The sequence below is a fragment of the Nocardia sp. NPDC050793 genome (assembly GCF_040654065.1).
Classification (GTDB): domain Bacteria; phylum Actinomycetota; class Actinomycetes; order Mycobacteriales; family Mycobacteriaceae; genus Nocardia.
The window spans coordinates 257,618-283,088 of record NZ_JBFAHG010000005.1 but is presented as its reverse complement, the minus strand read 5'-3'; the positions used below and the strand labels follow the sequence as shown (position 1 = coordinate 283,088).

Genomic DNA, 25,471 nt, shown 5'->3' with positions numbered 1-25,471 from the left:
CTGTTGTGCCGTCGCGACGTTAAGCGGTATCGACGCCGAACGCGTCATTGAACCGGAGATACGGGATAAATCACAGTCGAGGCCGGGCACACATCACCTCCCACCCAACAAGGTCGAACACAGTCAGCGGTTATCGCTGGCCACCTCGGGAGAGTCGCCTGAGCGGCGGCAGTCCGCCACCCTCAGGCCAACCTCTCCCAGCTCAGGAGGCCAACCAATGCCGCCCCCATGAGCCCGTCCATCGGTCGGCTAGTGGCCACTGACAACCGAGCGCGACGCCCTTCGGGCAAGGCGAGATGCGCGGATCCGGGCAGGTCGACAAACGCTGCGGGTGTGGATCGTCGAGGCACAGACCGAGCCGTGCCAGCGTCAGCTGATTGCGGCGGAAGAGCTTAATCGCGAAGCATCCGCCCCCGGTCGTTGCCGAACTGCTGGTCGCCGCGGCCGGTCGGCTCGGGCATCGCCAGGTAATCCTGTCCGCCGATGTAGACGGTGTGGCCGGATTCGGTTGGGGCCGTGGTGGCGTCGGCGATGGCGGTGGCGAATTCTTCGATGGTGGGAAGAGGACCGTGGTCGCGGCGGGTGGTGACGGCGTGGGGATCTCGGCGTTCGAGGAGGCGGACGATGATGGTGCCGTCGATCATGTCGCCCGAGACGACGGTGAGGGTGATGCCGCGGGTGGCGAGTTCGGGGATGAGGGCGCGGAGGGCGTCCTCGCCTGCGCGTTTGCTGGCGGCGATGGGTTCGTAGTCGGCGGGGACGGGTTTGCGGCCGTGGAAGTGGGCCTGGTGGCTGGTGACGAAGACGATGCGGGACCCGGATGGCATGAGCGCCAAGGCAAGCCGGGTCAGGCGTAGTTGCGCGTCGCGGTTGATGGACATGGCGTAGTCCGGTGCCGCGTCGCGCTCGAGGCCGCCGGATGCGTTGAGCACCAAGACATCCAGACGGCCGAAGCGCTCGGCGATGTCGGTGATCATGGTGCGGGCAGCGGCTTCGTCGGAGACGTCCGCGCCCGCGATCGATGCGCTTCCGCCGATTGCCGCGATCTCGTCGGCGATGGTCTGGGCGCGGCGGCGCTTCTCGCGATAGTTGACGATCACGTGGTCGCCGCGAGCCGCCAGGATGCGGGCGGCGTCGGCGCCGATGCCGCGGGAGGCGCCGGTGATGAGGGCGATTCGCCGGTCGGTCGAGCTGTCCCGTTCGTGCACCACGTTCCTTTCCTCCGCGGACCACCGCCCGCTCCGTTGCTTCTAAATCAGAATCACTATGGTAGTTCGAAATGAGAAGCGCAAGCGGTGCGAAGCCGTCGCGGGGCGAGGCCGACCCCGCGAACGAACCGATGCTGGCCGCCATGGAACTGCTCGGCCAGCGGTGGATGCTGCGCATCGTGTGGGAGCTGGAGCCCGGCACGCTGGGCTTTCTCGAACTGCGGCGCCGCATGGGGCAGTGTTCGTCGAGCATGCTGTCGGTGCGGTTGCAGCACCTTCAGGCCGCGGGGTTGATCGTCAAGAAGCCCGACAAGTCGTACGAGTTGACCACGGCCGGAAGGGAACTCGGCGAGTCGCTGCGTCCGGTGTGGGAGTGGTCGCGGCGGTGGGCGTCGTCGTTCCCTGAGGTGGTCGACTGAGCGGGCGGGTGGTGTAGCGCCGCCGATCGCCCGCGAACAGCGACCCTGGCGCGGCACGGGGCGCAGGCACTCGAACGCGAACCACATTGCTATATCGGTATTCTCGTCGAAGCGGTGTACGTCGAGGGGGGACATTGAGAATACGAGGATGTGCTGCGGCCATTGTTGCCGTCGTCGCGCTGACCGGCTCGGTCGCGACGAGCGCCGCTGCCGCGCCCGGTACCGATCGAGGCGCGGTGCGGCAGGCGATGCAGGAGGTCATCGCGGCCGGTGCGACCGGTGTCCAGATTCGAATCCACGACGAATCGGGTGACTGGACAAGCAGTGCCGGCGTCGCGGAAAGGGGCCGTACCGAGGGTGTTCCGACGGACGGACGGTTCCGGGTCGGCAGCATCACGAAGACGTTCATCGCGACCGTAGTGTTGCAGCTGGTCGCCGAGGGCAGGTTCCAGCTCGACGATCCGGTGCATCGGTATCTACCCGAGTTCGGACTGGATCCGCGCATCACCGTGCGGATGATCCTGCAGCACACCAGCGGCCTGCGCACCCATACGACGGAGCTGAACCCGGACGGGTCATACGAACCGGGGCTGGTCGACGATCTCGAACGCACTTACCTCCCCGCGGACACGGTGCGATTCGTGGCGGCAAAACCGTTGAAATTCGAGCCCGGCACGAGCTGGGCGTATTCGAATACGAACTACGTGCTGGCGGGACTGCTCATCGAGAGACTCACCGGAACCCCGTATGCGTGGCAGGTGTACCTGCGAATCGTCGCGCCGCTCGGCATGTGGCGTACCGAGCTGCCCGGCACCGGCAGGGAGATCCTCGGGCCCCACGCCCATGGGTACCTGGCGTCCCCTGGCGAGGATGCGACGCTCGTGGACGTCACTCGCTTGAATCCATCCTTTGTCAGCGCTTCCGGCGAAATCATCTCCACCACACAAGATCTCGATGTCTTCCTGGCGGCGCTGCAGGGAGGTCGGCTCCTTCCGCCCGCCCTGGTCGCCGCGATGCGCGATTTTCACCCGGTGGAGTCCATCGTGGGTTACGGCCTGGGGATGGCGCAGTACGCGTTCCGTCCCGAGTGCGTCGCGCAGGGGCACGACGGCCGCATGCCCGGCTATACCTCCAAGATGTACGGCACCGACGACGGCCGCGCGCGCGTGACGGTATCGGTCACCGAAGGAGCTCCGGACCCGCTGAGCGGCGCCTTCGCCGTAGCCGTGATGCGGCTGCTGTTCACGGCGCTGTGCGGCCCCGCCGGCTCCGGAATGCCTGCGGTCGGTACATGGTGGCCTATCGGGTGACGATCCGCACCCCCGTGATCCCGCGCCGTGGACCGAGGACGCGGTTGGCTGAGCCGGGAGAGCGAGCGTGCAACGACCGGCCTGGCGGCTCGGGTTCTCCCAGGTAGGCGCGGGCGCCGCCGCGCCACTGCAGTAGGCTGACGGCTCCACTTCAGCACGGGAAAGAGACCATGTCGCAGTTCGAGAACGTCAGCGTCACGAAGAAGGCCAACGTCTACTTCGACGGGAAATGCGTCAGCCACAGCATCGAGCTGGCCGACGGCACCGCCAAGTCGGTGGGCGTCATCCTGCCCTCGACTCTGACCTTCACCACCGGCGCGCCGGAGACCATGGAACTCATCGAGGGGGAGTGCAAGGTCACCCTCGCCGGTGCGACCGAGGCCGTCACCTACAAGGGCGGCGAGTCGTTCAGCGTGCCCGGCGACAGCTCGTTCCAGATCGAGGTTTTCGACACGGTGCACTACGTCTGCCACTTCGGCTGAGCTCTAGAGGGCGGCCGCAGCGCCTGACGCTGAACATCCGCGCGAGCAATCGAGCCGACGGTGGTAGGGAAGCCCGTGTCCTCGGCAACGGGCACGGTGAGTCAGCGGCGCCCGAACCGCCGCAAACCACCATTCGACTACCGTCGATAGAGAAATGGTCCCGACCGTAGTCGAATGGTGGTTCAGCCCCCGGTTGGGACCACCATTTCTCTCCCGTCGATTCCATCCTCCCTGCGGCTCGGAGCAAAAGCCGGTGTGCCGCAAGAGGTTTACGCGGCCCTGGGGTGTGGGTACTGTCTCGATCGGTATCGAACAGCCGAGGGGGACCCATGGTCATGGCGAATACTCTGCGGAAGTTGTCGGCCGGGCAGTTCCGGCTCATGACGAACGCTTACCCGGTTTTCCTGATGGGTGGCATCCGCATCGAGCACGTGGCCGACGACTGGTCCAGCATCACCGTGCGGCACAAGGTGAGCGGTTGGAACAAGAACCACGCAGGCGTGGCGTTCGGCGGCATCCTGTCCATGATGACCGACCCGTTCTTCGGTCTGATGGCCCTGTGGCAGCTGGGTGACGGACATCGGGTCTGGAACACCACGGCCACAACGGATTTCGTCCGCCCGGGCCGTGGGCTGGTGCGCGTGACGATGCTGATGCCGCCGGAGGACATGGCGAAGATCCGCGGAAACCTCGAGGTGGACGGCGTCTCTCGCACCAACCATTCCGCCGATCTCGTCAGCGCCGATGGCGAGCTGGTCGCTCGCACGAGCCAGGAACTATACGTGCGCAAGCACTCTCGGTAGCTCACCGCAGCGCGCGGCTGACTGTGGAGCCCGCATCGTGACGTTCCGCCGCGCGCCGAGCAGCTTGCCATACCGCGGGCCAGGATCGGCTCAGCACGCCCGGCAACTCACCGCAGCGCCGCTGCCGCCGCCTCTGCAATTGCCTCCGCAATCGCGCTCAACGCGGGGGAGTGCAACTTCCACTGCTGCCAGTACAGCGGCACGTCGATAGACGAATCCCCGTCTATCGGAACCAAACTCGCCACCGGGTCGTCGGCGGTCTGCAAATCGGGCATCATGCCCCAGCCGAGACCGAGGCGAACGGCGGTGCCGAAGGCGGTGGACGAGGGGACGTAGTGACGGGGCGGATCGATCGGCTGCCGAGTTCGGCGACGGAGATGACGGTCCTGCAGGTCGTCCTTGCGGTCGAACAGGACGACGGGTGCGGCGGCGTAAGCCTTGGCGGTGGGCCCGTCGGCGAACCAGCTGCGGGCGAACGCCGGGCTGGCCATCGGGCGGTATCGCATGGCGCCGAGCTTGTCGACTTTGCAGCCCTGCACCGGCTTCGCGGTGGCGGTGATGGCTGCCATGACGGTGCCGTCGCGTAACAGTGCGGTGGTGTGTTCCTCGTCTTCGCGATGGATTTCGAAGCACACGCCGGGCGGCGCCTCGCTGAGGGCCGGCATGACCCAGGTCTCCAGTGAGTCGGCGTTGACCGCGATGGGGAGACGGATCGGGCGATCGACCGGGTGGTCGGCGTCGCCGAGTTCGCGAGCGGTGTCTCCGGTGAGCAGGTCGATCTGGCGGGCGAGGCGCAGCACGGCGAGCCCGGATTCGGTGGCGCGCACCGGTTTCGTGCGTTGCAGCAGAATGCGACCCGCGGCGTCCTCGAGCGCCTTGATGCGCTGGCTGACCGCCGACGGGGTGACCCGGAGACTGCGGGCCGCGGCTTCGAAGGTTCCTTCGGTGACCGCCGCGTTGAGCGCCCTGAGCTGTTCGAACTGCAGATCCATGTTAAGAAAGTCTAATGATGCTTCAGAATCTTTAGCTTGTCTGACTAGATGGCCCGGCCTTAGCGTCGATGCACGTGACGGTTTCCTCGGCGGGCTTCGCCGCACTCTCCGGTTTGGGCTTCGGGCTGTCGCTGATCGTCGCGATCGGCGCGCAGAACGCCTTCGTGCTGCGTCAAGGCGTGCGCGGTCAGCATGTCGCCGCGGTGGTCGCGGTGTGCGCGCTGTCGGACATCGTGCTGATCGCCGCGGGCATCGCCGGCTTCGGGGCGCTGGTGGAATCACTGCCCTCGGTGGTGACGGCGGTGCGCTACGCGGGTGCGGCGTTTCTCATCGGCTACGGCGTGCTCGCCGCGCGGCGCGCGCTGTCCGGCGGCACACTCACCGCCGACGGCGCGGGTGCGTCGGTGGCACTCGGCGCGACAATCCTCACCTGCCTCGCACTGACTTGGCTGAACCCGCACGTCTACCTGGACACGGTCCTGCTGCTCGGCTCCTTCGCCAACACCTACGCCCCGCCCGACCGCTGGTTCCTCGGCGCGGGCGCGATGCTGGCCAGCATCCTGTGGTTCGTCGGGCTCGGTTTCGGCGCCCGCCTCCTCGGTCCGCTCTTCGCGCGCCCGACGGCCTGGCGGGTACTGGATTCGGCGATCGCGCTGGTGATGTTCGCGCTAGCGGGAAGTCTGCTGCTCGCCGGCTGACGACCGAGCCCGTCGGCCCCACGATCGCGCTCACGCTGCAGGCCACGCAAGCCTTCGCAGACCGTTTCAACGCCTCGCAGAGGTCAAAGCCTCTGCGAAGCGTGTGAAAGGGCTGTGAGCAATCAGCCGCGACCGACTGGCCAGACCTCTAGAACGTCTTGTGCGGCACCCCTACCGTCAGCCCGCCGTCGATGACGAACTCGGCCCCCGTCGAATACGACGACTCATCACTCGCCAGATACGTCACCAAATTCGACACCTCTTCCGGATCCGCCGCCCGCCCCAGTGGAATCTGCAGGAAATCCGCCGGAATCCCCTCGGTCATCGGCGTGCTGATGAGACCAGGATGCACCGAATTCACCCGAATCCCGTACTGCGCCAGCTCGAGCGCGGTCGATTTCGTGAGCCCTCGGACGGCGAACTTGGTCGCGGTGTACCCGTGCAGGCCGGGGCTGCCACGCATGCCCTCCACGGAGGAGATGTTGACGATCGAGCCGCCGCCCGCCTCGATCATCGCGGGGGTCGCCGCCTGCATGCCGAGGAAGGTTCCGGTCAGGTTGATGTCGATAATGCGCTGCCACTCCTCGAGCGCGAAATCCATCAGCAGGTTCCCGTTGACGATCCCGGCATTGTTCACCAGAACGTTCAGCGCGCCGAACCGCTGCACGGCTTCGGCGGCGGCAGCCTGCCAGTCGGCCTTTTCTCGTACGTCGAGGTGCACGTAGGCGGCGTGGCCGCCGAGTTCCTCGGCCAGCGCCATGCCCTCGTCGTCGAGGATGTCGCCGAGCACGACGTGCGCGTCCTCGGCCACGAACTTCTTGGCGTGTGCGGCGCCCATGCCGCGAGCTCCGCCGCTGATCAACGCCACCTTGCCGGTAAGTCGCCCCATCGCGATACCTCCGTCCGTCGCGGAACAGTTGCCGGCGGAAGCCGACGTGAACACGTTACATAACGTCCGGGTATTTGCACCCCGAAGAGTCGATGGCACAGCAACGACCGGTGTCAACCGTATGGCATCATCGAATAGAACGTGTTTCAATATTGGCTCGTCCGGAGGAGACCGAGGATGGTGAATCCCGACCGGGTCCGACGCTTGATCCGGCACGCGGGCGTCCCCGACATCGCGGAGGTGCCAGGCGGCCGACTGGTCGACCTGCCCGGCCGGGGACGCACCTACGTCGTCGACATGCCGGGCCCCCAGGGCGCGGAAACCCTGATCCTGCTGCACGGCACCGCGAGCACCGCCTGCCTCACCTGGTTTCCCGCGCTGGAAGCACTCGCCGAGCGGTACCGGGTGATCCTGTTCGACCAGCGCTGGCACGGCCGCGGCATCCGATCCCCGCGCTTCTCGGTGGACGACTGCGCCGACGACGTCATCGCGGTCGCCGATGCCATGCGGGTCGAGCGCCCGATCTGCGCGGGCTATTCGCTCGGCGGCGTCGTCACGTTGACCGCCGCGCACCGGCACCCGGACCGTGTCGGCGGGCTGGTGCTGTGCGCGACGCCGTACCGGTTCCGGGAGAAGTGGCGCGAGCAGGCATTTCACCAGGCGTTCGGTGCGTTCGCCGACGCCATCGGACCGTATTCGCTGCGGCGCATCGAGAGATTCGCGACCAAACTGTCCGAGCTGCCGGAACATTCGTGGCCGCCGGGTGGCTTCGAGAAGTGGGCACTCGGTGAATTCCGCAGCACGAGCGCTTGGGCGCTGGCCCAGGTGATCGCGGAGGTCGGTCGCTTCGACTCGTCCGCTTGGCTCGACACGATCACGGCGCCGACGGCGGTGGTCATCACGACCCGCGATCGGGCGATTCCGGTGTATCGGCAGCTGGAGATGGCGACCATGATTCCCAGCGCGACCATCCACCTGGCCGGTACGGGACATACGGGCTGCGTCTTCGGCGCGGAGCGCTTCGTTCCCGCACTGCTGGACGGCTGCGCGTCGGTAGCCTCGCGACGTTGAAGCCGCGAAACCTATAGCGGGAGCACCCTGTTCGACTCCGGTGGCGAACAGGGCGGCACCGGATCACCTGAGCAGGTATCGATCCGCCTGCCGCAGTGTGCAATTCGTCATCACTGCGCTTCGCGTGCCGCGGAAAGCAATTCGTCGATGATGCCAGGCACCGCATCGGCCATCGCAGCGAGATCGGGCACGAGCTCTTTGCAGGCGATGAACCCGAAGTCCAGATCGCCGTTGTTGGACAGCACCGTGACGGTGAGTCCGGCCCCGTGGAAGACCGGCCCGAACGGATACATCGCGTTCACCTTCACGCCGAGGAAGTACAGCGGCATCGGCGGTCCCGGCACGTTCGAGACGACGAGGTTGTGCACCACCGGATGGTGCTCGGCCAGCTTCAGCGACGAGTAGACCCGCGCGGCGAGCTGAAAAGTGTTGGGCGGGGCGTACTGCGACCAGTCCTGGAGGAAGTCGGCGCCGATGAGGTCGTGTTCGTCCTTGGCGTTGCGGTTCGCCGCGGCCACCGTGCGCAGCCGCTCGACCGGGTCGGCGATGTCGGTGCCGAGTTCGGAGAACAGCGAGGAGACCTTGTTGATTCCGGCCTTGTGCCTGGATGATTCGTGTACCGAGACCGGCACCGAAGCGATGAGCGAGCGATCGGGCAGCTCGTCGTGCTTGTCGAGATAGGCGCGCAGTACGCCGCCGACGACGGTCAGCACCACGTCGTTGACCTTCACGTCGAACGCTGTCTTGATCTCCTTGATGGCGGCCAGATCCGCCTCGGCGAAGGCGATCGTGCGATGCGGTGTGATGGCCTTGTTGAACGGGGTGCGCGGCGCGGTGAGCGGAATCGCCATGCCCGCCTGGTTGTTTCGCCGTCGCTGCGCGAAACCGGCAAGCATGCCCACGGTCTTGGGCAGCATGCCGACGATGCCCGCCTTGCCGGGCAGCCGAACGGCCGCCTCCGCCAAGAGTTTCCAGTCGTTCGGCGCGGACTCGGGCCGCCATTCCTCGGTCGGCTCCGGTCGCGTCATGCCCGGTTCCATGTCGCACAGATGCATCATCATGTTCGTGCCGGTGATGCCGTCCACGGCGGCGTGGTGGTACTTGCAGATCACCGCGACCTTGTCGCCGTCGATGCCTTCGACGACATTCATCTGCCACAGCGGCCGGTCGCGGTCCATCGGCCTGCTGGCGATGTCGCCGACCAGTTCGGCCAGTTCGCTCCTGCCGCCCGGACTCGGGATGCCGATGCGGCGGATGTGGTAGTCGAGATCGAAGTCGGGGTCCTCCACCCAGACCGGATGGTCCAGGTTGAACGGCACCTCGTGCAACCGCCGCCGCATCTGTGGAATCAAGGGCACCCGGCGGCCCAGCTCGGCCTTGAAGGAGTCGAAGGAGTACCGCACGCCGTCCGCCGTCGGGTCGAGGATGAGCAGCGCGCACACATGCAAATGCTGTGTCCCGGTCTCGAGATAGAGGAAACTGGCGTCCAATCCGGTTAAACGTTCCATAGCGAAAGACTACTAGAACGTGTTCTAATTTCGGGCCGGAACGGCGGGAGATCGGTCACAGTGGCGAACTCTATTGTCAACTTGGATAACGAAATTCATCGGACGAATGCCCGGCGATAGCCCGTTGTAGCGCTCTCGAGCCCGTTCGGTGACGCGCATGTATGTTACCGCTAGTTGCATATATGTGTATGATCATTTCTACACCAGCGCAGGAACCGGCGCGCCGCCGTGCCGATTTGCCGCTGAGGTGCATGTATGAGGATCGAGGAGTACCGATGAAGCTACTTCGCAGGGCTCACCAGCGCTCGGACACCGACCCGGGCGAGGTGGCCCTCCACGCACGCAATGTCCAGTTCGACTGGGCAGGCACTCCGCTGCACTGGATGCCGGACGAGCCGATCGCCTCGCATCTGATCAATTCGCTGAACCTGCTGCTCCCCGAAGGCGAGCGCATGTTCTGCGCCGCGTATGCCGAGGCGCTGCCCTACGTCAAAGACGAGAAGCTCCGCGAGGCGATGCTCGGTTTCATCGGCCAGGAATCGATGCACGCCGAGACTCACGACAAAGTGCTGCACGAGGTGCTCGCGGCCAATGGCATCGACCCGACGCCCTATGTGCGGCAGGCCGAATACCTGTTCCGCAAGACGCTCGGGGCCAAGGGCGCCGAGGGCATCGCGCAGCGCCAGATCATGGTCGAGCGGCTGGCGTTCATCGCCTGCCTCGAGCACTTCTTCGCCTTTCTCGGCGACTGGGTGCTCAACGCCGACCTGGAGAAGTTCGGCGCGGATCCACGGGTGGCCGACCTGTTCCGCTGGCACGGTGCGGAGGAAGTGGAGCACCGGCATGTCGCCCACGACGTGGCGGTGTATTTCGGCGCGGGATACGTCCGCAGGTCGGCGCTGATGGTGCTGGTGTTCCCGATCTTCATCTCGCTGGTGGTTCGCGGCACCAAGTTCATGGTCCAGCAGGACCCCGCGCTGCCCGATCTGGGCTACCCGCGGCTGATCAAGCGTGTTTTCGGAGCCATGTGGCGCGGCTCCCTGCCCGGCGTACCCTCGCTGCTGTGGAGTGCGCTGTCCACGTTCGAGCCCGGCTACAACCCGGAGACGGTCGGCTCCACCGCGCAGGCGGTGGCGTACCTGGCGACGTCGCCCGCGGCGCGCGCGGTCGCCTCGTGAGCCCGCGGGCCGTCCCCGAGCAACTGCCCGCCGATCTGTTCGGCAAGCGCGATCGGGACCGGGCGGTGCGGGTGTTCGACGCGGTCGCCTCGGCCCGGTTGCGCTGGGCCACGCTGGTCAACCGGCGGGATCTGCGACCGAAGGTCGACGACCGGAGGCTTGCGCTCGTCGTCACCGAGCGCCGGGTCGAAGCGCACGACCAGGACGTGGTGAGTCTGCGGCTCGAGTCGCCGGACGGGCGTGAACTGCCCGCGTGGCGGCCTGGCGCGCACCTTGATCTGGAGTTGCCTTCCGGCAAGCTGCGGCAGTACTCGCTGTGCGGCGACCCGGCCGACACCCGCGCGTATCGGGTCGCGGTGCGCCGCATCCCGGAGGGTGGCGGCGGTTCGGTGGAGGTGCACGACGCTCTGCCGGTCGGCACGCCGATCGTGGTGCGTGGTCCGCGCAACGCCTTCCCGTTCGCGGTGCCCGGTTACGGCTCGCCCTCGGTGCACCTGCATTTCGTAGCGGGTGGCATCGGAATCACCCCGATCCTGCCGATGGCGCGGCTGGCGGTGCGGCTCGGCCTCGACTGGTCCATGGTCTACGTCGGCCGCAGCCGCGAGACCATCCCGTTCCTCGATGAGATCGAGACGTTCGGCGACCGCGTCACCGTGCGCACCGACGACGAACACGGACTGCCGGACGCGGCCGCGCTGCTGCCCGGCGTCACCACGGGCACCGCGGTTTACTGCTGCGGCCCGGTGCCGATGACCGAAACCGTCGCGGGCGCGGTGCGCCGGATGCGCGGCGTGGAACTGCATTCCGAGCGCTTCTCGCCGCCGCCCGTCGTGAACGGGCGGCCGTTCGAGATCCAGCTCGCCTCCACCGGGGAGGTGCTCCAGGTGCCCGCCGACGAGTCGGCGCTGGCCACCCTCTTGAAATCCCGTCCGAATCAACCATATTCGTGTCGGCAGGGCTTCTGCCGGACCTGCAAGGTGCGCGTACTGGCCGGCGATCCGGACCATCGCGACACTGTGCTCACCGAGGACGAACGCGCGGACGGCGACATGCTGGCCTGCGTATCGCGCTGTGACGGTGGGCGTCTCGTGCTCGACCTGTAGCGGGACCCCTCCGACCAGGAGAACAAGGAGATGATCGATGACGACGGATATCGACTCGGAAGCGATCGAACGGATCGTACGGAACGGTGAATTCGAGCTCGCTGTCTACGAATACGGCGATCCGGCGGCCCCGACCGTGGTGCTCGTGCACGGCTGGCCGGACACCCACCACCTCTGGAACGCCGTGGTGCCGCTGCTGGCGCGGCGGTTCCATGTCGTCATCTACGACACCCGCGGGCACGGCCGGTCCACTCGCACCCGGCGCACCGCCGACTTCCGGCTGGACGCGCTCGCCGACGACTTCTTCGCCGTCGCCGACGCGGTGAGCCCGGACGCGCCGGTGCACGTGCTCGCACACGACTGGGGTTCGATCCAGGTGTGGGAGGCGGTCTGCGACCCGCGCGGCGCCGCTCGGATCGCGTCGTTCACCTCCGTGTCCGGCCCGAATCTCGATCACATCGGAAAGTGGGTGCGCGCCAGGTTGTCCCGGCCGACACCGCGCAACGTGTGGCAGCCGTTCACCCAGCTGCTGTCCTCGGCGTACATGGCCTTCTTCATGTCGCCCGGACTGCCGCGGGCCGCCTTCGGCGCGTTCGGCACCGAAGAGCGTTGGCGGCGTGCGGTTTCCCTGATGAACGACACGCCGACGTCGACGGTCACCCTAGCTCCGACCTTCCGGCGCGACATCGTCGACGGTCTGCTCATCTACCGCGCGAATATCGTGCAGCGGATGCTCGCTCCGCGCGATCGGCACACCGAGGTGCCGGTTCAACTGATCGTCGCCGGACGCGACGTGGCGGTGCGCCCCGCGGGTTTCGACGACGAGCGAAAGTGGGTCTCGCGGCTCTGGCGGCGCGATGTGCCCGCCGGGCACTGGATGCCGTTCTCGCATCCCGAACTGCTTGCCACCGCCACCACGGAGCTGATCGACACCCTCGACGGCGGTGCGGCGCCCCGGGGTTTGCGCCGCGCCGAAACCGACGGGACCCGAAAGGAGTTCGACGACCAGCTGGTGGTGATCACCGGCGGCGGCAGCGGCATCGGCCGCGAGACCGCGCTGGCGTTCGCCCGGCTCGGCGCCGAAATCGTGCTCTCCGACATCAATCTGGACGCGGCGAAGCAGACCGCGGAGCTGATCGCCGCGGAAAGCGGTGTGGCGCACGCCTATCGGCTCGACGTCTCGGACGAGGCCGCGGTGACCGCGCACGCGGCCGAGGTGATCGCCGCGCACGGCGTGCCCGACATCCTGGTCAACAACGCGGGCATCGGCCAGGCGGGCGGGTTCTTCGACACGCCCTCGGCGGAGTTCGATCGCGTACTGCGGATCAACCTCGGCGGCGTGGTGAACGGCTGCCGCGCCTTCGGCGCCGCCATGGCCGAGCGGGGCCTCGGCGGGCACATCGTCAATCTGTCCAGCATGGCCGCCTTCAGCCCGCAGCAGGGGTTCAGCGCGTACTCGACCAGCAAGTCGGCGGTGTTCATGTTCTCCGACTGCCTGCGCGCCGAGCTGGCGGGCCGCGGTATCTCGGTGCACACCATATGCCCGGGCATCGTGCACACCAATATCGTTGCCACCACGACCTTTTCGGGCGTCAGCGCCGAGGAGGAGAAGCGTAAGCAGGCCAAGTACGACAACCTGTACCGGATGCGCCGCTACACGCCGGACAAGGTCGCTGATCAGATCGTGCGGGCCGTCCGGCGCGACCGCAGCATCGTGCCGGTCACCCCGGAGGCGCGGTTGCAGTACCAGTTCAACCGCTTCGCTCCCGCGGTGGTGCGGTTCCTCGCGGCGCGGGTGAAGCTCACCTAGGGTCCGTCGACGCCCGGTGCAGTTCGGCCTCGATCGCCGCGACGCGCCGGGCGTCGATGCCCCACGGGTGGTCGACCCCGACCTTGCTGTCGAGATCCCACAGCACGCAGGTCTCGTCCGGTCGCGCGACCATCGACCACGCCACCACCGTGCGGCCCAGCTGCTCGGCCATCGAGCCGTGCGCGGCGGGTTCACGCGGCGCGTCCTCGTCCGGATAGTGGTGCAGGAAGCGGCCGTAAGCGGCCGTGCAGAACGCGGCGTACCGCTCGGTGCACAGAATCAGGCCGTGCCAGGCCTCGTCCACCGCGTGCGAGGGCATGCCGATGACCTGGCCGTCGCGCATCGCCGCGCCGCAGCAGCGCAGCCACTGGCGCAGCCCGGTCTCCACCAGCTCGCGCGGCTGCCACGGGCACGTCTTGAAGACGGCCTCGGAAAGTTCCAGCGCGGCCACGGCCTGCTCGACGTCGCGCAGGTCCGCCTGGCGGCGGAGGCGCTGTCGGGAACGGAAGAACTGCACGATTCACTGTACGGCGGCGCGCCGCTACCATTCCGTCATGGCGGCTGCGCTCATCGTCCTGACTCTCATCCTGACCCTGCTGTTCGTGTGTGCTGTCGTGGCGCTCGTGGTGGGTTTGGTCAAGGCGGCCAGCACGCCGCGGCACCCCGGGTGGCCGCCGAATCACGGCCAGGGTCCCTGGTTCGCGGGCGGCGCCGGGATGGGACACCGCAGCCACGGCAGCGGGTGCGGCGCCGGGGACTCGGGGAGCGGCTGTTCGGGCGGCAGCGGCGGCGGCAGCGGGTGCGGCGGGGGTAGCAGCAGCTGTGGCGGAGGGGGCAGCAGTAGCTGTGGCGGCGGTGGTAGCAGTTGCGGTGGAGGCAGTAGTTGCGGCGGGGGTTCCTGAACCGCGGCGTCATGCCCTCCCGCGCGCTCGAGTGATCTCGCTCCCGGCGCTTGACCTCGACCAAACTTCAGGTTTCATGCTGGGTCCTGTTCGACCGGATGTCGTCAGGAGATCAGTGATGCGAGCAGTGCAGGCAATGGAATTCGGTGGACCGGAGGTACTCGTGGTCCGCGAAGTACCCGATCCCGCCCCAGGTCCGGGGCAGGTGGTCGTCCAGGTCGCGGCGGCCGACGTGATGTTCCTCGACACCCGGCTGCGCGCGGGTTGGGGAAGCGAATACTTCAAGATCGAAACCCCTTACGTGCCTGGCGGAGCGATCTCCGGGGTGGTCGTCGAGGTCGGCGCGGACGTCGACCCCGCGTGGCTCGGCAAGCGCGTCGCCACCAGCACCGCCGCGAGCGGAATCGGCGGCGGACAGCCCATCGGCGGCTACGCGGAGAAGGCGCTCGCCAAGGCCGAGACTCTCATCGAAGTGCCCGAAGGACTTTCGCTGACCCAGGCCGTCGCGCTCACTCACGACGGCAAGACCGCACTCGCCGTGTTCGATCGCGCCGCGATCCAGCCGGGGGAGCGAGTCCTCATCACCGCGGCGGGCGGTGGGCTCGGCACGCTTCTCATCCAATTGGCCCGCACCGCAGGGGCATACGTCGTCGCGGCGGCCCGCGGCCACGCCAAGCTCGAGCTCGCAGAGCGGCTCGGCGCGCACGCCGTCGTCGACTACTCCGAACCGGACTGGACCGCCAAGGCGCGCGCCGCGACCGGAGGAGCCGGGGTGGACATCGTGCTCGACGGCGCGGGTGGCGAGCTCGGCACGGCGGCCGCGGAAACCATCGCCGACCACGGCCGATTCCTCGGATATGGTGCCGCAGCAGGCGAATTCGCCGAGTTGGATCGCGACGCGCTGACCGCCCGCGATGTCGCCGTCCTCGGCCTGTTCGACCTCACCGGCGCCGACATCGACTGGAACGCGCTCTCGCGCCGCATCCAAGCGACCGTTCTCGCCGGTGACGTCGAGGTCGTGATCGGTCAGACCTTCCCGCTCGAAGACGCCCACAGTGCCCATGCCGCAATCGAATTCAGGAAATCTCTCGGACGAACGCTGCTCATTTTGTGACATGTCCAGGCATTCTGTGCACTCGGTCTGAGACAGCGCTAATGTGCCTGCCGTGCAAACTCTGATCGTTATCGGTGTTGTCGCCGCTGTCCTCTTTCTCGTTTTCGCCGTCGTCCAATTCGCAAGCCGCCCACCGAGAATGAAGAGCCGATGGGATGACAGCGTGCCGGTGGACAAGGGGCAGTGGGGGGAGGGCGGCGACTGACCGGTCACCTCGCCTGCGTCAACACCACCAGCGCGATAGGCCGCTTGGTCATCTGCTGATAGGCGCTGTAGCGGCCCTTGTTCACCTTGTCGACGATCGCCCACCGTCGTGCATAGTCCGGATCATCCGGATACGTCGCTCTTGCAACCACTTTCACTCGGCGACGCCCGACCTGTATCTCACACTCGGGCGTCGCCTTCACATTCGCCAGCCACCCGGGCGGGCGCGGTGAGCCGCCGTTCGACGCGGTCACCAAGTACGCCTCGCCGTCGCGCCCGTACGTCAACGCCGACGTTCGCTGCTGACCCGTCTTCCGCCCCACCGTCCGCAACAACAGGGTCGGATTCCCGAACAACAGCTTGTGGCCGACCAGCCCACCGCTGTTCTCGTACACCCACTGATGAACCCACAGCACATTCGCGAACACACTGGCCATATCTGACCCTCCAGTAAGTTTCGGTTTCGGCCCACCCTAGTGGACTCTGGCGGCCGAACGCCGTACGAAACCCCGCGCGTGACCGCCGCTGCGCCCGTCCGCCGGAAGTGAGAAGAGGTCAGCCACTCAGAAGCGTCCGCAGCTGGATTGCCACCGTCGAGGCAGCGACAACCGGGCGCTCTACACCGCGGACGTGGAACAGCATCCGGCAACACCGGCGATCGACCGCACCATCCGAATGCGCGGCAGGCGAGGCGCCGACTCCGGGGCAATCTCGAACGTTTCCGCTGGTAGAAGATAATTTGTGGGGCGGGCGGGGCTCGAACCCGCGACCAATGGATTATGAGTCCACGGCTCTAACCGACTGAGCTACCGCCCCGCTTTCGCGGTGGAACCGCGACCTCAGGGATGCTACCGGGAGTGGCGGGGCGGGCACCAGTTGACTCCCCGAGCACGGTCTCCGGCCGTCCTGGCTTCGGTGGCGCTGTGCGGTCGGCTCGACTGAATACGACTGCTAGTGCGGATGATTCGACAATTCTGGTCGGGCGTGTCGGTGATCGAGCTGTCCTCGGCGGCGGAATCGAAGGCTCAACGCCGCGTCTGAACCACGCTCCACAGCCGTCGCGGCAAGGCTCCTTCTTCGAAGTCATCGATCCGCCGCAGTTCCCAGCCCTCGGCGAGTTCGTCGACGAAGGCGCGTGCGAAGAAGTGCACCGCGAATCCGCCCTGTTCGAAGATGTCGTCACCGTGGTCGATACCGCTGCCGTAGTGCGCGTCGCCGGTGTGGCGCACCGTGTAGAAGAGGGTGCCGCCCGGGCGCAGCACACGGTGTATCTCACGGACCAGGGTGACGATCTCTTCGCTCGACAGTGCCATGCACAGCAGCATGTGGGCGTACACCGCGTCGAACGATGCGTCGGGGAGCGGCAGCGGCGCGCGGACGTCGACGATCTCGGTGGTGAGCCCCTCGACGGATTCGCTGTCGGCGCGTTCGCGCAGCTGGCGGAGTCCGACGTCGCTGAAATCGGTGGCGTGCACGGTGAACCCAGCCCGCGCGAAGTGCAGTGCGTCCCGGCCGTGGCCCGCCCCCAGCTCGAGAATCGTGCGGGCGCCGGCCGCGCCGAAGATCTGCGCGGCCTGTATCGCGGATGTCGAGGGCTTCTCGCCGTACATACCGGGGTTGGCCAGATAGGTCGACTGCCAGTGCTGACGCTGGATATCACCCAGGTCAGCGTCGTCGCCGCTCGCCGCAGCCTCGTTCGTCACGGTCACCATTATCGCCACGTGTCCCGGCCGGTCCGCAGAGGCGGAGTGGTTCGACTCTCGGTCGAGAGCGTCCGGCGGACTTGGTCGGCGACCTGTCCTGATAGCGCACGGAGACGAGCGGACTGGTGCTGTCCCCGCCCTCGGCGGGCGCGTCATCGAGGGCCGGGAGAGCCGAGAAGGTCAGGCGCCGAGCGGAGCCCGGTGCAGCACGAGTTTGGTGGTGTGCGCTCGATACGCCTCGGGTGCGTCTTCCCAGTCGGCGAGCAGGGTGGTGACGTCCTCGGCGGAGAAGCCGGTGCTGGCGACGAAGTCGAGCAGGTCCGGCAGAACCGGACGTACATGCGAGACACCGATTTTCAGTGTCGCGTCATTGGCGTACATGTGCATCAGCGGCACCTTCGTCCCGGGCGGCAGGTAGTAGCCGACCGGTGCGCAGATTCCGCCCGGTTGCAGTGCGCGCAGCGCGAGGTCGACGCCGGCGGCGGTGGAGGTGCCTTCCACGACGACGTCGTAGCGGCGCGCGGGCAGATCCTTGCGGCGGAGTTTGCCTTTGCTGACCGGATGCGCTCGGGCGCCGAGCCTTTCGGCGATCGATAGACGCTCTGGGCGGTGGTCGACGTAATCGACGACCTCGGCGCCGTGCGCGGCGGCCAGCCCGGCGGCGTAGAGCCCGATGCTCTGTGCCGCGCCGCCGAGGATGAGCACCGAGCCTCCCGGCCGTGTGGCCAGCGCCGGGACGACGCAGCGCCAGGCGTCGGCGAGGTTGTCGCTGGCGGCGGCCACGCGCAGCGGGTCGAGACGTTCGGGCAGGCGCACGAGCATGTGGTCGGCGTACGGGATGCGCAAGCGATCGGCGACCATGCCGCCCCAGGGTCCGCTGGCCGATCCGAATCCGAACGCGGCGAGAGTGCCGGTGCGGGTGGTGGCGCACTTGGCGGTGAGTCCGCGCAGGCATTCGAGGCAGTCCCCGCACGAGACCGCCCACGGCACGACGACGAAATCGCCGCGGGTGAGGCCGGTGACCTCCGGGCCGACCTCGAGCACCTCGGCGATGCATTCGTGCCCGATGCCGAACGGCCCCTGGAACGGGACCGGTCCGCAGATGGTCGCGACCACCGGGTCGATCATGCCGACGCGGATACCGATCTGCATGGCCCGTGAGACATGCCGGTGGATGGGCATGATGTCCCCGTCGCAGCGGCCCGCGACGAATGGGCGAACGATCGCGTCCCGCGGTCCTTGCAGCACCGGGTCGGGCCGTTCCCGCCACTCGAGGTGGTTTGCGCGGATGAATTGCAATTCCCGCATCAGCCGCGCTGTCCCTGCGCCATGGCCTTCAGTTCGGCGAAGCGCACGATGTTTCCCGCCGCGCCCCAGGTGCCTTCGGGCTGTTCGTGGATGAGCACCCACACCCGCAACGCCGCGGTCTGGTCGAGACCGGCGGCGGCAAGCACCTCTGCGGTCACCTGCTCGACCAGGCCCTGTTTGCGGCGATCGGACAGCGCGCCCTCCGGCACGGTGACGTCCACCCGGAAGCGCGGCAAGTCGTCCTCCGCGTTGACGAACGCGCCCTCGGGGGTCTCGTCGATCCGGCACCAGGCCTGCGCGCGGAAGGACGCCGTGTCGGGCGCGCCCTCCCAGTGCAGCAGCGTCGCCGCGAGGGTCTTCTGCAACCCGCTGCGGACCTCGGCGGACAGGATGCCGCTGGGCAGGGTGAGCTGGATCATCGGCATGACAACACCTCCGTTATAACGACCGTTATAAGTGCGGACGGTACGCTATGACAGTCGTTATGGGCAAGAGAGGTGTGTGATGGCGCAGTCGGAGGCGCGGGATCGGATGGTGGCGGGTGCGGCCGACATGCTGCGGCGGCGTGGCCTGAACGCGACCAGCGTGCGGGAGCTGGCCAAGCACTCCGGCGCCCCGCTCGGCTCGACCTATCACTACTTCCCCGGCGGCAAGGCGCAGCTGGCCGCCGAGGCGGTCCGCTTCGCCGACGCCCTTGCCGCGCGCAAACTGGCCGAGGAACTGCACGCCGGGCCGATCGCCGGGCTGCGGGCATTCGTGGACATGTGGCGAAAGGTCGTGCTGGACAGCGAGTTCCGGGCCGGATGCCCGGTCCTCGCGGTCTCGGTGGAGGATCAGCCCGACGAGGACGACGAACCGCGCCGCGCGGCGGCCGAAGCCTTCGATCGGTGGACGGCCTTGTTGACCGATTCACTCCGCGCGCACGGCGCGACCGAGGCCGCCGCGCAGCAGACCGCCACGCTGATCGTCGCCGCGATCGAGGGAACCGTCGCGATGTGCCGGGCTCAGCGCAGCATCGACGCGCTCGACAAGACCGCGGACGCCCTCGAATCGGTCGTCCGCGCCGTCACCGATTCCGCCGGGGACTGAGCCATTGGTCCGGGTCCGATGTACTCAGTGGACCGGTGGTCGAGGTGCAACGCGGTCGGCCGGCGCGCGGCCGCGAGTGAGGCGGCCACGATCTCGAACAGGCCGGCGCTCTCGCGTCCTATGGCCGACACCGCCGCCGGTCAGTAGCGCCGGTCGACGGTTTCCTGGATCTCCCATTCGTCGGTGATGGCGAGGGCGTTCTCGGCGCGGCGTCGGGCTGCGGCGAGGAGAGCGTGGGAGTGCCTGCTGCGCTTGGTCAGCTCGTAGCGGCGAGCTCCCAGGCTCGTGGTGGTCTGCAGCTCGTAGTCGAGATCGTCGACCTGGCGGAGTAGTTCCTCGATCCTTGCCAAAGACGGCTGCTCGCCCAACTGCTCGAGCTCATCGATGGCGTCGCCGAACCGGTCTTCCAGACTGCGCATCGCGCGTCCTCCCCTGTATCACCGTGTGCCCCTTGCAATCTCAGAGTATGACGGAATGCGTTGTCCGGCTGGACATCGGACCGGTACGCGGAGCCGCGCAGATCGAGTCGTGCGCAGTGGGTCGATCGATAGCGGACTTGCCCGATTCGCGCGTGCGAGGCGCGCTTTGGCTAGCATCTGACCGAAACGTACGGGTTTTGGCGGAATGGGCGGAAGCTCAGCGGCGGCACGGGGGCCCATGAAACAGATTTTGTTCTCGGCGATGATCGCGTTGGCGGTCTCGATCATGGTGACGCCCTTCTTGATTCAGGCATTCGCCACCAGGAACTTCGGCCAGGAGATCCGGGTCGACGGACCGGCGAGCCATCAGGCCAAGCGCGGCACACCGACGATGGGCGGCATCGCCATCATCGCCGGTCTATGGGCCGGGTACCTCGGCGCACACCTGCTGGTCGGGGACGACGGCGTGGAAGGTCTGTCGGCTTCCGCGCTGCTCGTCCTCGGGTTGGCGACGGCGCTCGGCGTCGTCGGCTTCCTGGACGACTCCATCAAGCTGCGCAAACAGCGCAATCTCGGTCTGACCGCCACCGGCAAGTACGTCGGCCAGCTCGCCGCCGCCGTGCTCTTCGGCGTGCTGGCATTGCGCTTCCCCGACAGCACCGGGCTGACGCCTGCCAGTCGGCACGTGTCCTATGTCCGGGATATCACCGCGGTGTCGTTGGGGCTGATCGCCTTTCTGCTCGTGGTCTGTTTCCTCGTGGTGGCCTGGTCCAACGCCGTGAACATCACCGACGGCCTCGACGGGCTGGCGGCCGGATCGATGAGCTTCGCGCTCGGCGCCTACGTGATCGTCACGTTCTGGCAGTACACCAACGCGTGCTCGACCGGGCCCGCGGTCGGCTGCTACGAGGTCCGCGACCCGCTCGATCTGGCGATGGTGTGCGCCTCGGGCGTTGGCGCGTGCATCGGATTCCTCTGGTGGAATGCCGCGCCGGCGAAGATCTTCATGGGTGACACCGGTTCGCTGGCGTTGGGCGGCCTGCTCGCGGGGCTCTCGATCACCACCCGCACCGAGGTGCTGATGGCGGTGGTCGGCGCACTGTTCTGCGCCGAGATCCTCTCGGTGCTGTTGCAGATCGCCGTCTTCCGCACAACGGGCCGTCGCTTCTTCAAAATGGCGCCGTTCCATCACCATTTCGAACTCAGCGACTGGGCCGAAACCGCGGTGATCATCCGCTTCTGGCTGCTCGCCGGCATAGCCGCCGCCCTCGGCCTCATGCTCTTCTATGGCGAATACCTCGCCGTTGTCGGCTGACCTCGCAGGCTGTTCGTACGCCTCACAGAGGTTGCAGCCTGTGCGAGGCGTACGAAACCTCTGCGAGGCCGGAGTGGGGTGCGAACGGGCTCGGAGGGGTCGGAGGTCAGGTGTCGAGTACGCGTTTGGGCTAGCGTGAAGGAATCATGACCGATTCACCGCGTAAGGCGCCGCGGCAGCGGCGGTCCAGGGAGACCGTGGACACGCTGCTCGAGGCGGCCGCGCAGATGTTCGGGCGCGAGGGTTTGGCGACGACGACGAACCGGATCGCCGAGCGGGCCGGCGTGTCGATCGGGTCGCTCTACCAATACTTTCCGAACAAGCACGCGCTGTTGCACTCGCTGGCGGAACGACACGTGGCCGAGGGGATGGTGCGGCTGGAGGCGGTGTTCGCCGAGGTGCGCGAAACCGAGCCCGGTTTCGACCAGACGATGCGGGCGATTCTGGACGTCGTCGTGGATCTGCATCGGGATCGGCCCACGCTGCACGCGTTGCTGCATCGGGTGGCGCCGCGGTCGGTGGGGGAGTTGGCCGCGCTGCGGGCGTTCGAGGACCGGCTGGTGGAGGAGATCGCCGGTCAGCTCGTGCGGTGCGGCCGGGGCGGCGACGATCCGGTGTACCTGGCGCGCACCGTCGTGCACGCCGTCGACGTCCAGGTGCACCGCGTGCTGATCCCGCATCGGCTCGACACCGAGCCGTTGCTGGAGTTGGTCTCTCGAATCACCGCCGATCCGGCGGCGTGACGGTCGCCGTGCCTGCGAGCACGTCGCGCAGTGCGGCGGCCAGCTGGCCAAGGCCGGGTTCTTCGATCGGGAAATGTCCGCAGCCTTCCAACAGGACGGTTCTCGTCGGCGCGGGGATCCGGGCCAGGAACCGCAGGCTCAGCGCCGGTGGAGTCCACCGGTCTTCGGCCGGGTGCACCAGCGTGACCGGAGTCGAGGTGAACTCCTCCGGCGGCGTGTGCCGGTAATTCATGAAGTCGGCGAGGAATCCCAACGGGACGTGGACCCCGCCGCCCCGGGGATCGCTGCCGCACAGGGCGGACAGCGCGGGATCGAGACTCATGTTCCGCATATCGGCCAACCACCGGATCGGTACCCGCAGTCGCCGAGCCCGCGGCGGAAGCGAGCGGAGCAGCCGGGGAGCGAAGCCGCCGGTCCACGACCAGCGCGCCGCCGCGCGCCGGGCCGCGGGATCGGCCGGATCGAGCAGGCAGGTGGTGACTACGTGGGCGACGGCCCCGGTGCGCGCGGCGATCTCGTAGGCGAGCATCCCGCCCATGCTCGCGCCGAACACGATCAGCGGTCGTTCATCGGATTCCCGTTCGGCACGGACGAATTCGGTGAGCAACCGCACCCAGTCGGAGTAGCGCACCGAGCTCGGGGCTGGTTCGGTGGTGTCGCCGTAGAGCGGCAGGTCGATGGCCATCGCGTCGACGCCCTCGGCCGCGGCGAGCGCCGCGAACGGCCAGAGAAGTCCGGCATGCCCACCCGCGCCGTGGACGACCAGCACCCGCACCGTCGCGTCGGGGCGCGCCGCCCTGGCGACGTGCACGCGCCGACCCCGCCACGGCCACCAGGTGGAGACCGGTTCGACGAGCGGTTCGCGCCGGTACTCAGCGGGCAGGAACTCGGCGTATCGCAGGTATTCCATGCCTTCAGCCTCGGGCCCGGCGGACTCGCGGACAACTCGCGTTCGTCCCCGCCTCCTGCGCCCCGCGCGACCACCGTGACCTGGGCCGATCAATCGGAAAGCGCGGCGACGGAGCCTGCGGCTCACATTCATGGCGTCGGCTACACCGACCACCTCGCCGTAGCCGGCTGACCTCGCAGGCTGTTCGTACGCCTCGCAGAGGTTGCAGCCTGTGCGAAGCGTAGGAAACCTCTGCGAGGCCGGGAGTAGGCGTCGTTGGTCGTCGCGAGTGGCGGGTTGTCACGGATCGAGTTGTCTCACAGCGGGATCGGCGTCGCGCTGCTAGAGTCGCGCGCAAGCCTGAGGGAGGTGAGGCTTGGTGATCGTGGGGCGCGCCGAGCTGCTCGAACTGATCGACACCCTGGTGCGGGTTCCGAGGGGGAATACCGAGACGGCCGGGAACCCTGTGCTGGTGCTGGAAGGGTACGGCGGCGCGGGGCGCACCACCGTGCTCGAACAGGTACTGGACCGGTGGCAGCGACGGACGCCGACCGTGTTGGTCCGGCCGCTGGAACGTCCCTACGACCAACACAATCCGGCCCGTCCGGTACTCGCCGCGGCCATGCTCGGCCTGAGCATGGATCTGCCCGGCTTTCCGATCGCGTTTCCGCGCATCTTGGTGGCGCAGCTCGCGATCAACGAGAACTTCACGGATGTTCCGGCGACCGAGCATCGGGAGCGGTTGCGCACGGTGCTGAATCGGTACCGGGACCGCGCGGCGCTGGTCGGCTTCATCGGCGATCTGGTCGGGCTGGTCGGTGCGCAGGCCGCCAACATCAAGCTGCCCGGCGCCGCGGTGATCGCGCCGACGCTGAGCCAGCACCTGTCGAACCTCGTGGTCGGCAGGCTCACCCGCGGCAGGCTGATCACCAAGATCACCTGGGGTTCGGCGGTCTCGTGGTACGGACACCAGGATCTCGGGCTGCGGGCCGACGCCGAGACCGAGCTCATCGAACTCGCCATCAAAGCGGCCAGCGAGGATTTGGAGATCCGGCGCGGCGTGGACGACCTGCTGATCAGCGCCTTCCTCGCCGACCTGCGCAACAGCGGGGCGCGAGTCGCGGGACGCCCGTCGAACGTCGTCGTGCTGCTCGATGACGGCGACGCCCCTGCCGCGGTCGCGTTCACCAGCGCGCTGCTGCGCTCGCGCAAGGCGATGGCCGCCGCCGGATCACCGCTGATGGATCCGCTGACGCTGATCACCACGAGCTCCGGCGTCCTGGCCGAGGAACTCGACGGACAGGTTCCGGCCGCCGCGGCATGGACGCCGCGGCAACGCGCCGACCCCGCCGCCCGCGACGCGTGGGCGCGGTTGCCGCTGAGCGATCTTTCCGAATTCGAGGTGAAGACCCTCGCCAAGGACGTCACCACGATCGAGGCGGATCGCATCGGCGCGCAGGTCTATCGGCTCACCGAGGGCCACCCCGCCGCGACCGGCTACGTGCTGAACCGGATCAAGCAGGCGCGTCATCGGGCCGACGACCTGGAATCGCTGTTACGGGACAACCACGCAGGGCCGGCGACCAGCGTCCAACGCCATCTGCTCGGGCTCTTCGCCAGGGATCTGCATCCGCGCAAGCAACTCGACGAAAGCAGCATCGACGCGCTCGTCACGGTGTCCGCGGCGCGCACCAAAGGCCATGCGCTTCGGCTGCTCACCCTGTTGCCTGCCGAATTCGGGGACCGCTCACCGCTGTTCCGATCGCCGACGCTGTGGAGCGCACCCACCGAAGACGGGGTACTGCCGGCCTTCGCGCGGCGCATGGGACTGCGCGAGCTCGGCGTGCGGAGACTCGACACGCCGCCCGGCTGGGACCGTGTGTTCGGCATGCTGCTCGACACGGTGGGCTCGGGCGATCGCGCGAGCAGGCTGCATTACACCCGGTTGCTGCACGGCGGCGGCGCCATCGTGGACGAACTCGCCGAACTGCTGTCGGCCTCCGACACGAGCAAGTGGTTGTCGCTGTTCGACGAGATCGTGGAGATCTCGGATCCGCGCAGACCGGATGCGGCGCTCATCGACGGCAGCGACCACGCCACCAGCCCCGCCGAGCACATCGCGGTGCTGCTCGCCGTCGTGCCCGCGATCGAGTCGGACCTGCGGATCACGACCGTGCGGCGCAGGGAGATCCTGTGCGCGCGGGCGGCGCACAGCTTCGACCGGCTCGCCGACCACGCCACGGACCGAACTCCGATCCTTCTGCGCGCCAACGACTATCACGATCGTGCGCGCCGATCCCGTTGACCCGACCTC

General features: G+C 67.8%; 26 protein-coding genes and 1 tRNA gene. 15 read left to right on the top strand and 12 right to left on the bottom strand.

Features of this window, described 5'->3' with window-relative positions; genetic code table 11:
- Window positions 1-392: 392 nt before the first annotated feature.
- Complete coding sequence (locus AB0H50_RS19360; RefSeq protein WP_357454174.1) at window positions 393-1,211, bottom strand: SDR family oxidoreductase; 819 nt, start codon at window positions 1,209-1,211, stop codon at window positions 393-395.
- A 68-nt stretch (window positions 1,212-1,279) separates the two neighbouring features.
- Here AB0H50_RS19360 and AB0H50_RS19355 point away from each other — a divergent pair, with 68 nt between their 5' ends.
- From AB0H50_RS19355 to AB0H50_RS19340, 4 genes are all read left to right on the top strand, one after another.
- Entirely contained in the window at window positions 1,280-1,627 is a 348-nt protein-coding gene (locus tag AB0H50_RS19355) for a helix-turn-helix domain-containing protein (protein WP_357454170.1), read from the top strand.
- 134 nt (window positions 1,628-1,761) lie between these two features.
- A complete protein-coding gene (locus AB0H50_RS19350; RefSeq protein WP_357454167.1) occupies window positions 1,762-2,937 on the top strand; it encodes a serine hydrolase domain-containing protein in 1,176 nt (391 codons plus the stop codon).
- Window positions 2,938-3,107: 170 nt separating this feature from the next.
- Window positions 3,108-3,419, top strand: coding sequence for a pyrimidine/purine nucleoside phosphorylase (locus AB0H50_RS19345; RefSeq protein ID WP_357454164.1), 312 nt, complete (start codon window positions 3,108-3,110; stop codon window positions 3,417-3,419).
- 335 nt (window positions 3,420-3,754) lie between these two features.
- Window positions 3,755-4,222: a DUF4442 domain-containing protein gene (locus tag AB0H50_RS19340; RefSeq protein WP_357454161.1), complete on the top strand. Its 468-nt coding sequence runs from the start codon at window positions 3,755-3,757 to the stop codon at window positions 4,220-4,222.
- Between the two features lie 107 nt (window positions 4,223-4,329).
- Here the strand turns inward: AB0H50_RS19340 and AB0H50_RS19335 are convergent, their stop codons facing one another.
- Entirely contained in the window at window positions 4,330-5,214 is an 885-nt protein-coding gene (locus AB0H50_RS19335) for a LysR family transcriptional regulator ArgP (protein WP_357454158.1), read from the bottom strand.
- A gap of 68 nt (window positions 5,215-5,282) precedes the next feature.
- Between AB0H50_RS19335 and AB0H50_RS19330 the strand changes: the two genes are divergently transcribed.
- Window positions 5,283-5,912 carry a LysE/ArgO family amino acid transporter gene (locus AB0H50_RS19330; RefSeq protein ID WP_357454155.1) on the top strand — a complete coding sequence of 210 codons (630 nt, stop codon included), beginning with the start codon at window positions 5,283-5,285 and terminating at the stop codon, window positions 5,910-5,912.
- A gap of 148 nt (window positions 5,913-6,060) precedes the next feature.
- On the opposite strand, the gene AB0H50_RS19325 is transcribed toward AB0H50_RS19330, so the two are convergent.
- Window positions 6,061-6,801, bottom strand: coding sequence for a glucose 1-dehydrogenase (locus AB0H50_RS19325; RefSeq protein WP_357454152.1), 741 nt, complete (start codon window positions 6,799-6,801; stop codon window positions 6,061-6,063).
- A gap of 177 nt (window positions 6,802-6,978) precedes the next feature.
- Between AB0H50_RS19325 and AB0H50_RS19320 the strand changes: the two genes are divergently transcribed.
- Window positions 6,979-7,872, top strand: coding sequence for an alpha/beta hydrolase (locus AB0H50_RS19320; RefSeq protein ID WP_357454149.1), 894 nt, complete (start codon window positions 6,979-6,981; stop codon window positions 7,870-7,872).
- Window positions 7,873-7,982: 110 nt separating this feature from the next.
- On the opposite strand, the gene AB0H50_RS19315 is transcribed toward AB0H50_RS19320, so the two are convergent.
- On the bottom strand, window positions 7,983-9,380 hold the full coding sequence (locus AB0H50_RS19315) for a wax ester/triacylglycerol synthase family O-acyltransferase (RefSeq protein ID WP_357454146.1): 1,398 nt from the start codon (window positions 9,378-9,380) through the stop codon (window positions 7,983-7,985).
- Between the two features lie 275 nt (window positions 9,381-9,655).
- On the opposite strand from AB0H50_RS19315, the gene AB0H50_RS19310 reads away from it, so the two are divergent.
- From AB0H50_RS19310 to AB0H50_RS19300, 3 genes are all read left to right on the top strand, one after another.
- Window positions 9,656-10,558 (top strand): metal-dependent hydrolase, encoded by a 903-nt coding sequence (locus AB0H50_RS19310; RefSeq protein WP_357454144.1) that lies wholly within the window; start codon window positions 9,656-9,658, stop codon window positions 10,556-10,558.
- Between the two features lie 71 nt (window positions 10,559-10,629).
- Window positions 10,630-11,661 carry a PDR/VanB family oxidoreductase gene (locus AB0H50_RS19305; RefSeq protein WP_357455308.1) on the top strand — a complete coding sequence of 344 codons (1,032 nt, stop codon included), beginning with the start codon at window positions 10,630-10,632 and terminating at the stop codon, window positions 11,659-11,661.
- Between the two features lie 37 nt (window positions 11,662-11,698).
- Window positions 11,699-13,471 (top strand): SDR family oxidoreductase, encoded by a 1,773-nt coding sequence (locus tag AB0H50_RS19300; protein ID WP_357454141.1) that lies wholly within the window; start codon window positions 11,699-11,701, stop codon window positions 13,469-13,471.
- Here the strand turns inward: AB0H50_RS19300 and AB0H50_RS19295 are convergent.
- On the bottom strand, window positions 13,464-13,943 hold the full coding sequence (locus tag AB0H50_RS19295; RefSeq protein ID WP_357455305.1) for a hypothetical protein: 480 nt from the start codon (window positions 13,941-13,943) through the stop codon (window positions 13,464-13,466). The two genes, AB0H50_RS19300 and AB0H50_RS19295, sit on opposite strands and share 8 nt — an antisense overlap.
- Before the next feature lie 548 nt (window positions 13,944-14,491).
- On the opposite strand from AB0H50_RS19295, the gene AB0H50_RS19290 reads away from it, so the two are divergent.
- Window positions 14,492-15,487 carry a zinc-binding dehydrogenase gene (locus AB0H50_RS19290; RefSeq protein WP_357454138.1) on the top strand — a complete coding sequence of 332 codons (996 nt, stop codon included), beginning with the start codon at window positions 14,492-14,494 and terminating at the stop codon, window positions 15,485-15,487.
- 52 nt (window positions 15,488-15,539) lie between these two features.
- Window positions 15,540-15,692 carry a hypothetical protein gene (locus AB0H50_RS19285; protein ID WP_357454136.1) on the top strand — a complete coding sequence of 51 codons (153 nt, stop codon included), beginning with the start codon at window positions 15,540-15,542 and terminating at the stop codon, window positions 15,690-15,692.
- Between the two features lie 4 nt (window positions 15,693-15,696).
- Here the strand turns inward: AB0H50_RS19285 and AB0H50_RS19280 are convergent, their stop codons facing one another.
- From AB0H50_RS19280 to AB0H50_RS19260, 5 genes are all read right to left on the bottom strand, one after another.
- A complete protein-coding gene (locus AB0H50_RS19280) occupies window positions 15,697-16,128 on the bottom strand; it encodes a nitroreductase/quinone reductase family protein (RefSeq protein ID WP_357454133.1) in 432 nt (143 codons plus the stop codon).
- A gap of 305 nt (window positions 16,129-16,433) precedes the next feature.
- Window positions 16,434-16,507, bottom strand: a tRNA-Ile gene (locus AB0H50_RS19275).
- A gap of 209 nt (window positions 16,508-16,716) precedes the next feature.
- Complete coding sequence (locus AB0H50_RS19270; protein WP_357454130.1) at window positions 16,717-17,394, bottom strand: class I SAM-dependent methyltransferase; 678 nt, start codon at window positions 17,392-17,394, stop codon at window positions 16,717-16,719.
- Window positions 17,395-17,574: 180 nt separating this feature from the next.
- The gene (locus AB0H50_RS19265; RefSeq protein WP_357454127.1) at window positions 17,575-18,702 is read right to left on the bottom strand and encodes an alcohol dehydrogenase catalytic domain-containing protein; all 1,128 of its coding nucleotides are present in this window, start codon (window positions 18,700-18,702) and stop codon (window positions 17,575-17,577) included.
- Complete coding sequence (locus AB0H50_RS19260; RefSeq protein WP_357454124.1) at window positions 18,702-19,127, bottom strand: tautomerase family protein; 426 nt, start codon at window positions 19,125-19,127, stop codon at window positions 18,702-18,704. The genes AB0H50_RS19265 and AB0H50_RS19260 overlap by 1 nt, the downstream gene beginning before the upstream one ends.
- A 79-nt stretch (window positions 19,128-19,206) precedes the next feature.
- Between AB0H50_RS19260 and AB0H50_RS19255 the strand changes: the two genes are divergently transcribed.
- On the top strand, window positions 19,207-19,791 hold the full coding sequence (locus AB0H50_RS19255; protein WP_357454121.1) for a helix-turn-helix domain-containing protein: 585 nt from the start codon (window positions 19,207-19,209) through the stop codon (window positions 19,789-19,791).
- A gap of 140 nt (window positions 19,792-19,931) precedes the next feature.
- Here the strand turns inward: AB0H50_RS19255 and AB0H50_RS19250 are convergent, their stop codons facing one another.
- Window positions 19,932-20,210 carry a hypothetical protein gene (locus AB0H50_RS19250; protein ID WP_357454118.1) on the bottom strand — a complete coding sequence of 93 codons (279 nt, stop codon included), beginning with the start codon at window positions 20,208-20,210 and terminating at the stop codon, window positions 19,932-19,934.
- Between the two features lie 238 nt (window positions 20,211-20,448).
- Here AB0H50_RS19250 and mraY point away from each other — a divergent pair, with 238 nt between their 5' ends.
- Both mraY and AB0H50_RS19240 read left to right on the top strand, forming a co-directional pair.
- Window positions 20,449-21,525: a phospho-N-acetylmuramoyl-pentapeptide-transferase gene (mraY, locus tag AB0H50_RS19245; protein WP_357454115.1), complete on the top strand. Its 1,077-nt coding sequence runs from the start codon at window positions 20,449-20,451 to the stop codon at window positions 21,523-21,525.
- Window positions 21,526-21,671: 146 nt separating this feature from the next.
- On the top strand, window positions 21,672-22,268 hold the full coding sequence (locus tag AB0H50_RS19240) for a TetR/AcrR family transcriptional regulator (RefSeq protein ID WP_357454112.1): 597 nt from the start codon (window positions 21,672-21,674) through the stop codon (window positions 22,266-22,268).
- On the opposite strand, the gene AB0H50_RS19235 is transcribed toward AB0H50_RS19240, so the two are convergent.
- On the bottom strand, window positions 22,246-23,178 hold the full coding sequence (locus tag AB0H50_RS19235) for an alpha/beta hydrolase (RefSeq protein ID WP_357454109.1): 933 nt from the start codon (window positions 23,176-23,178) through the stop codon (window positions 22,246-22,248). The genes AB0H50_RS19240 and AB0H50_RS19235 overlap by 23 nt on opposite strands.
- A gap of 355 nt (window positions 23,179-23,533) precedes the next feature.
- Between AB0H50_RS19235 and AB0H50_RS19230 the strand changes: the two genes are divergently transcribed.
- On the top strand, window positions 23,534-25,462 hold the full coding sequence (locus AB0H50_RS19230; RefSeq protein ID WP_357454107.1) for a hypothetical protein: 1,929 nt from the start codon (window positions 23,534-23,536) through the stop codon (window positions 25,460-25,462).
- Window positions 25,463-25,471 lie beyond the last annotated feature (9 nt).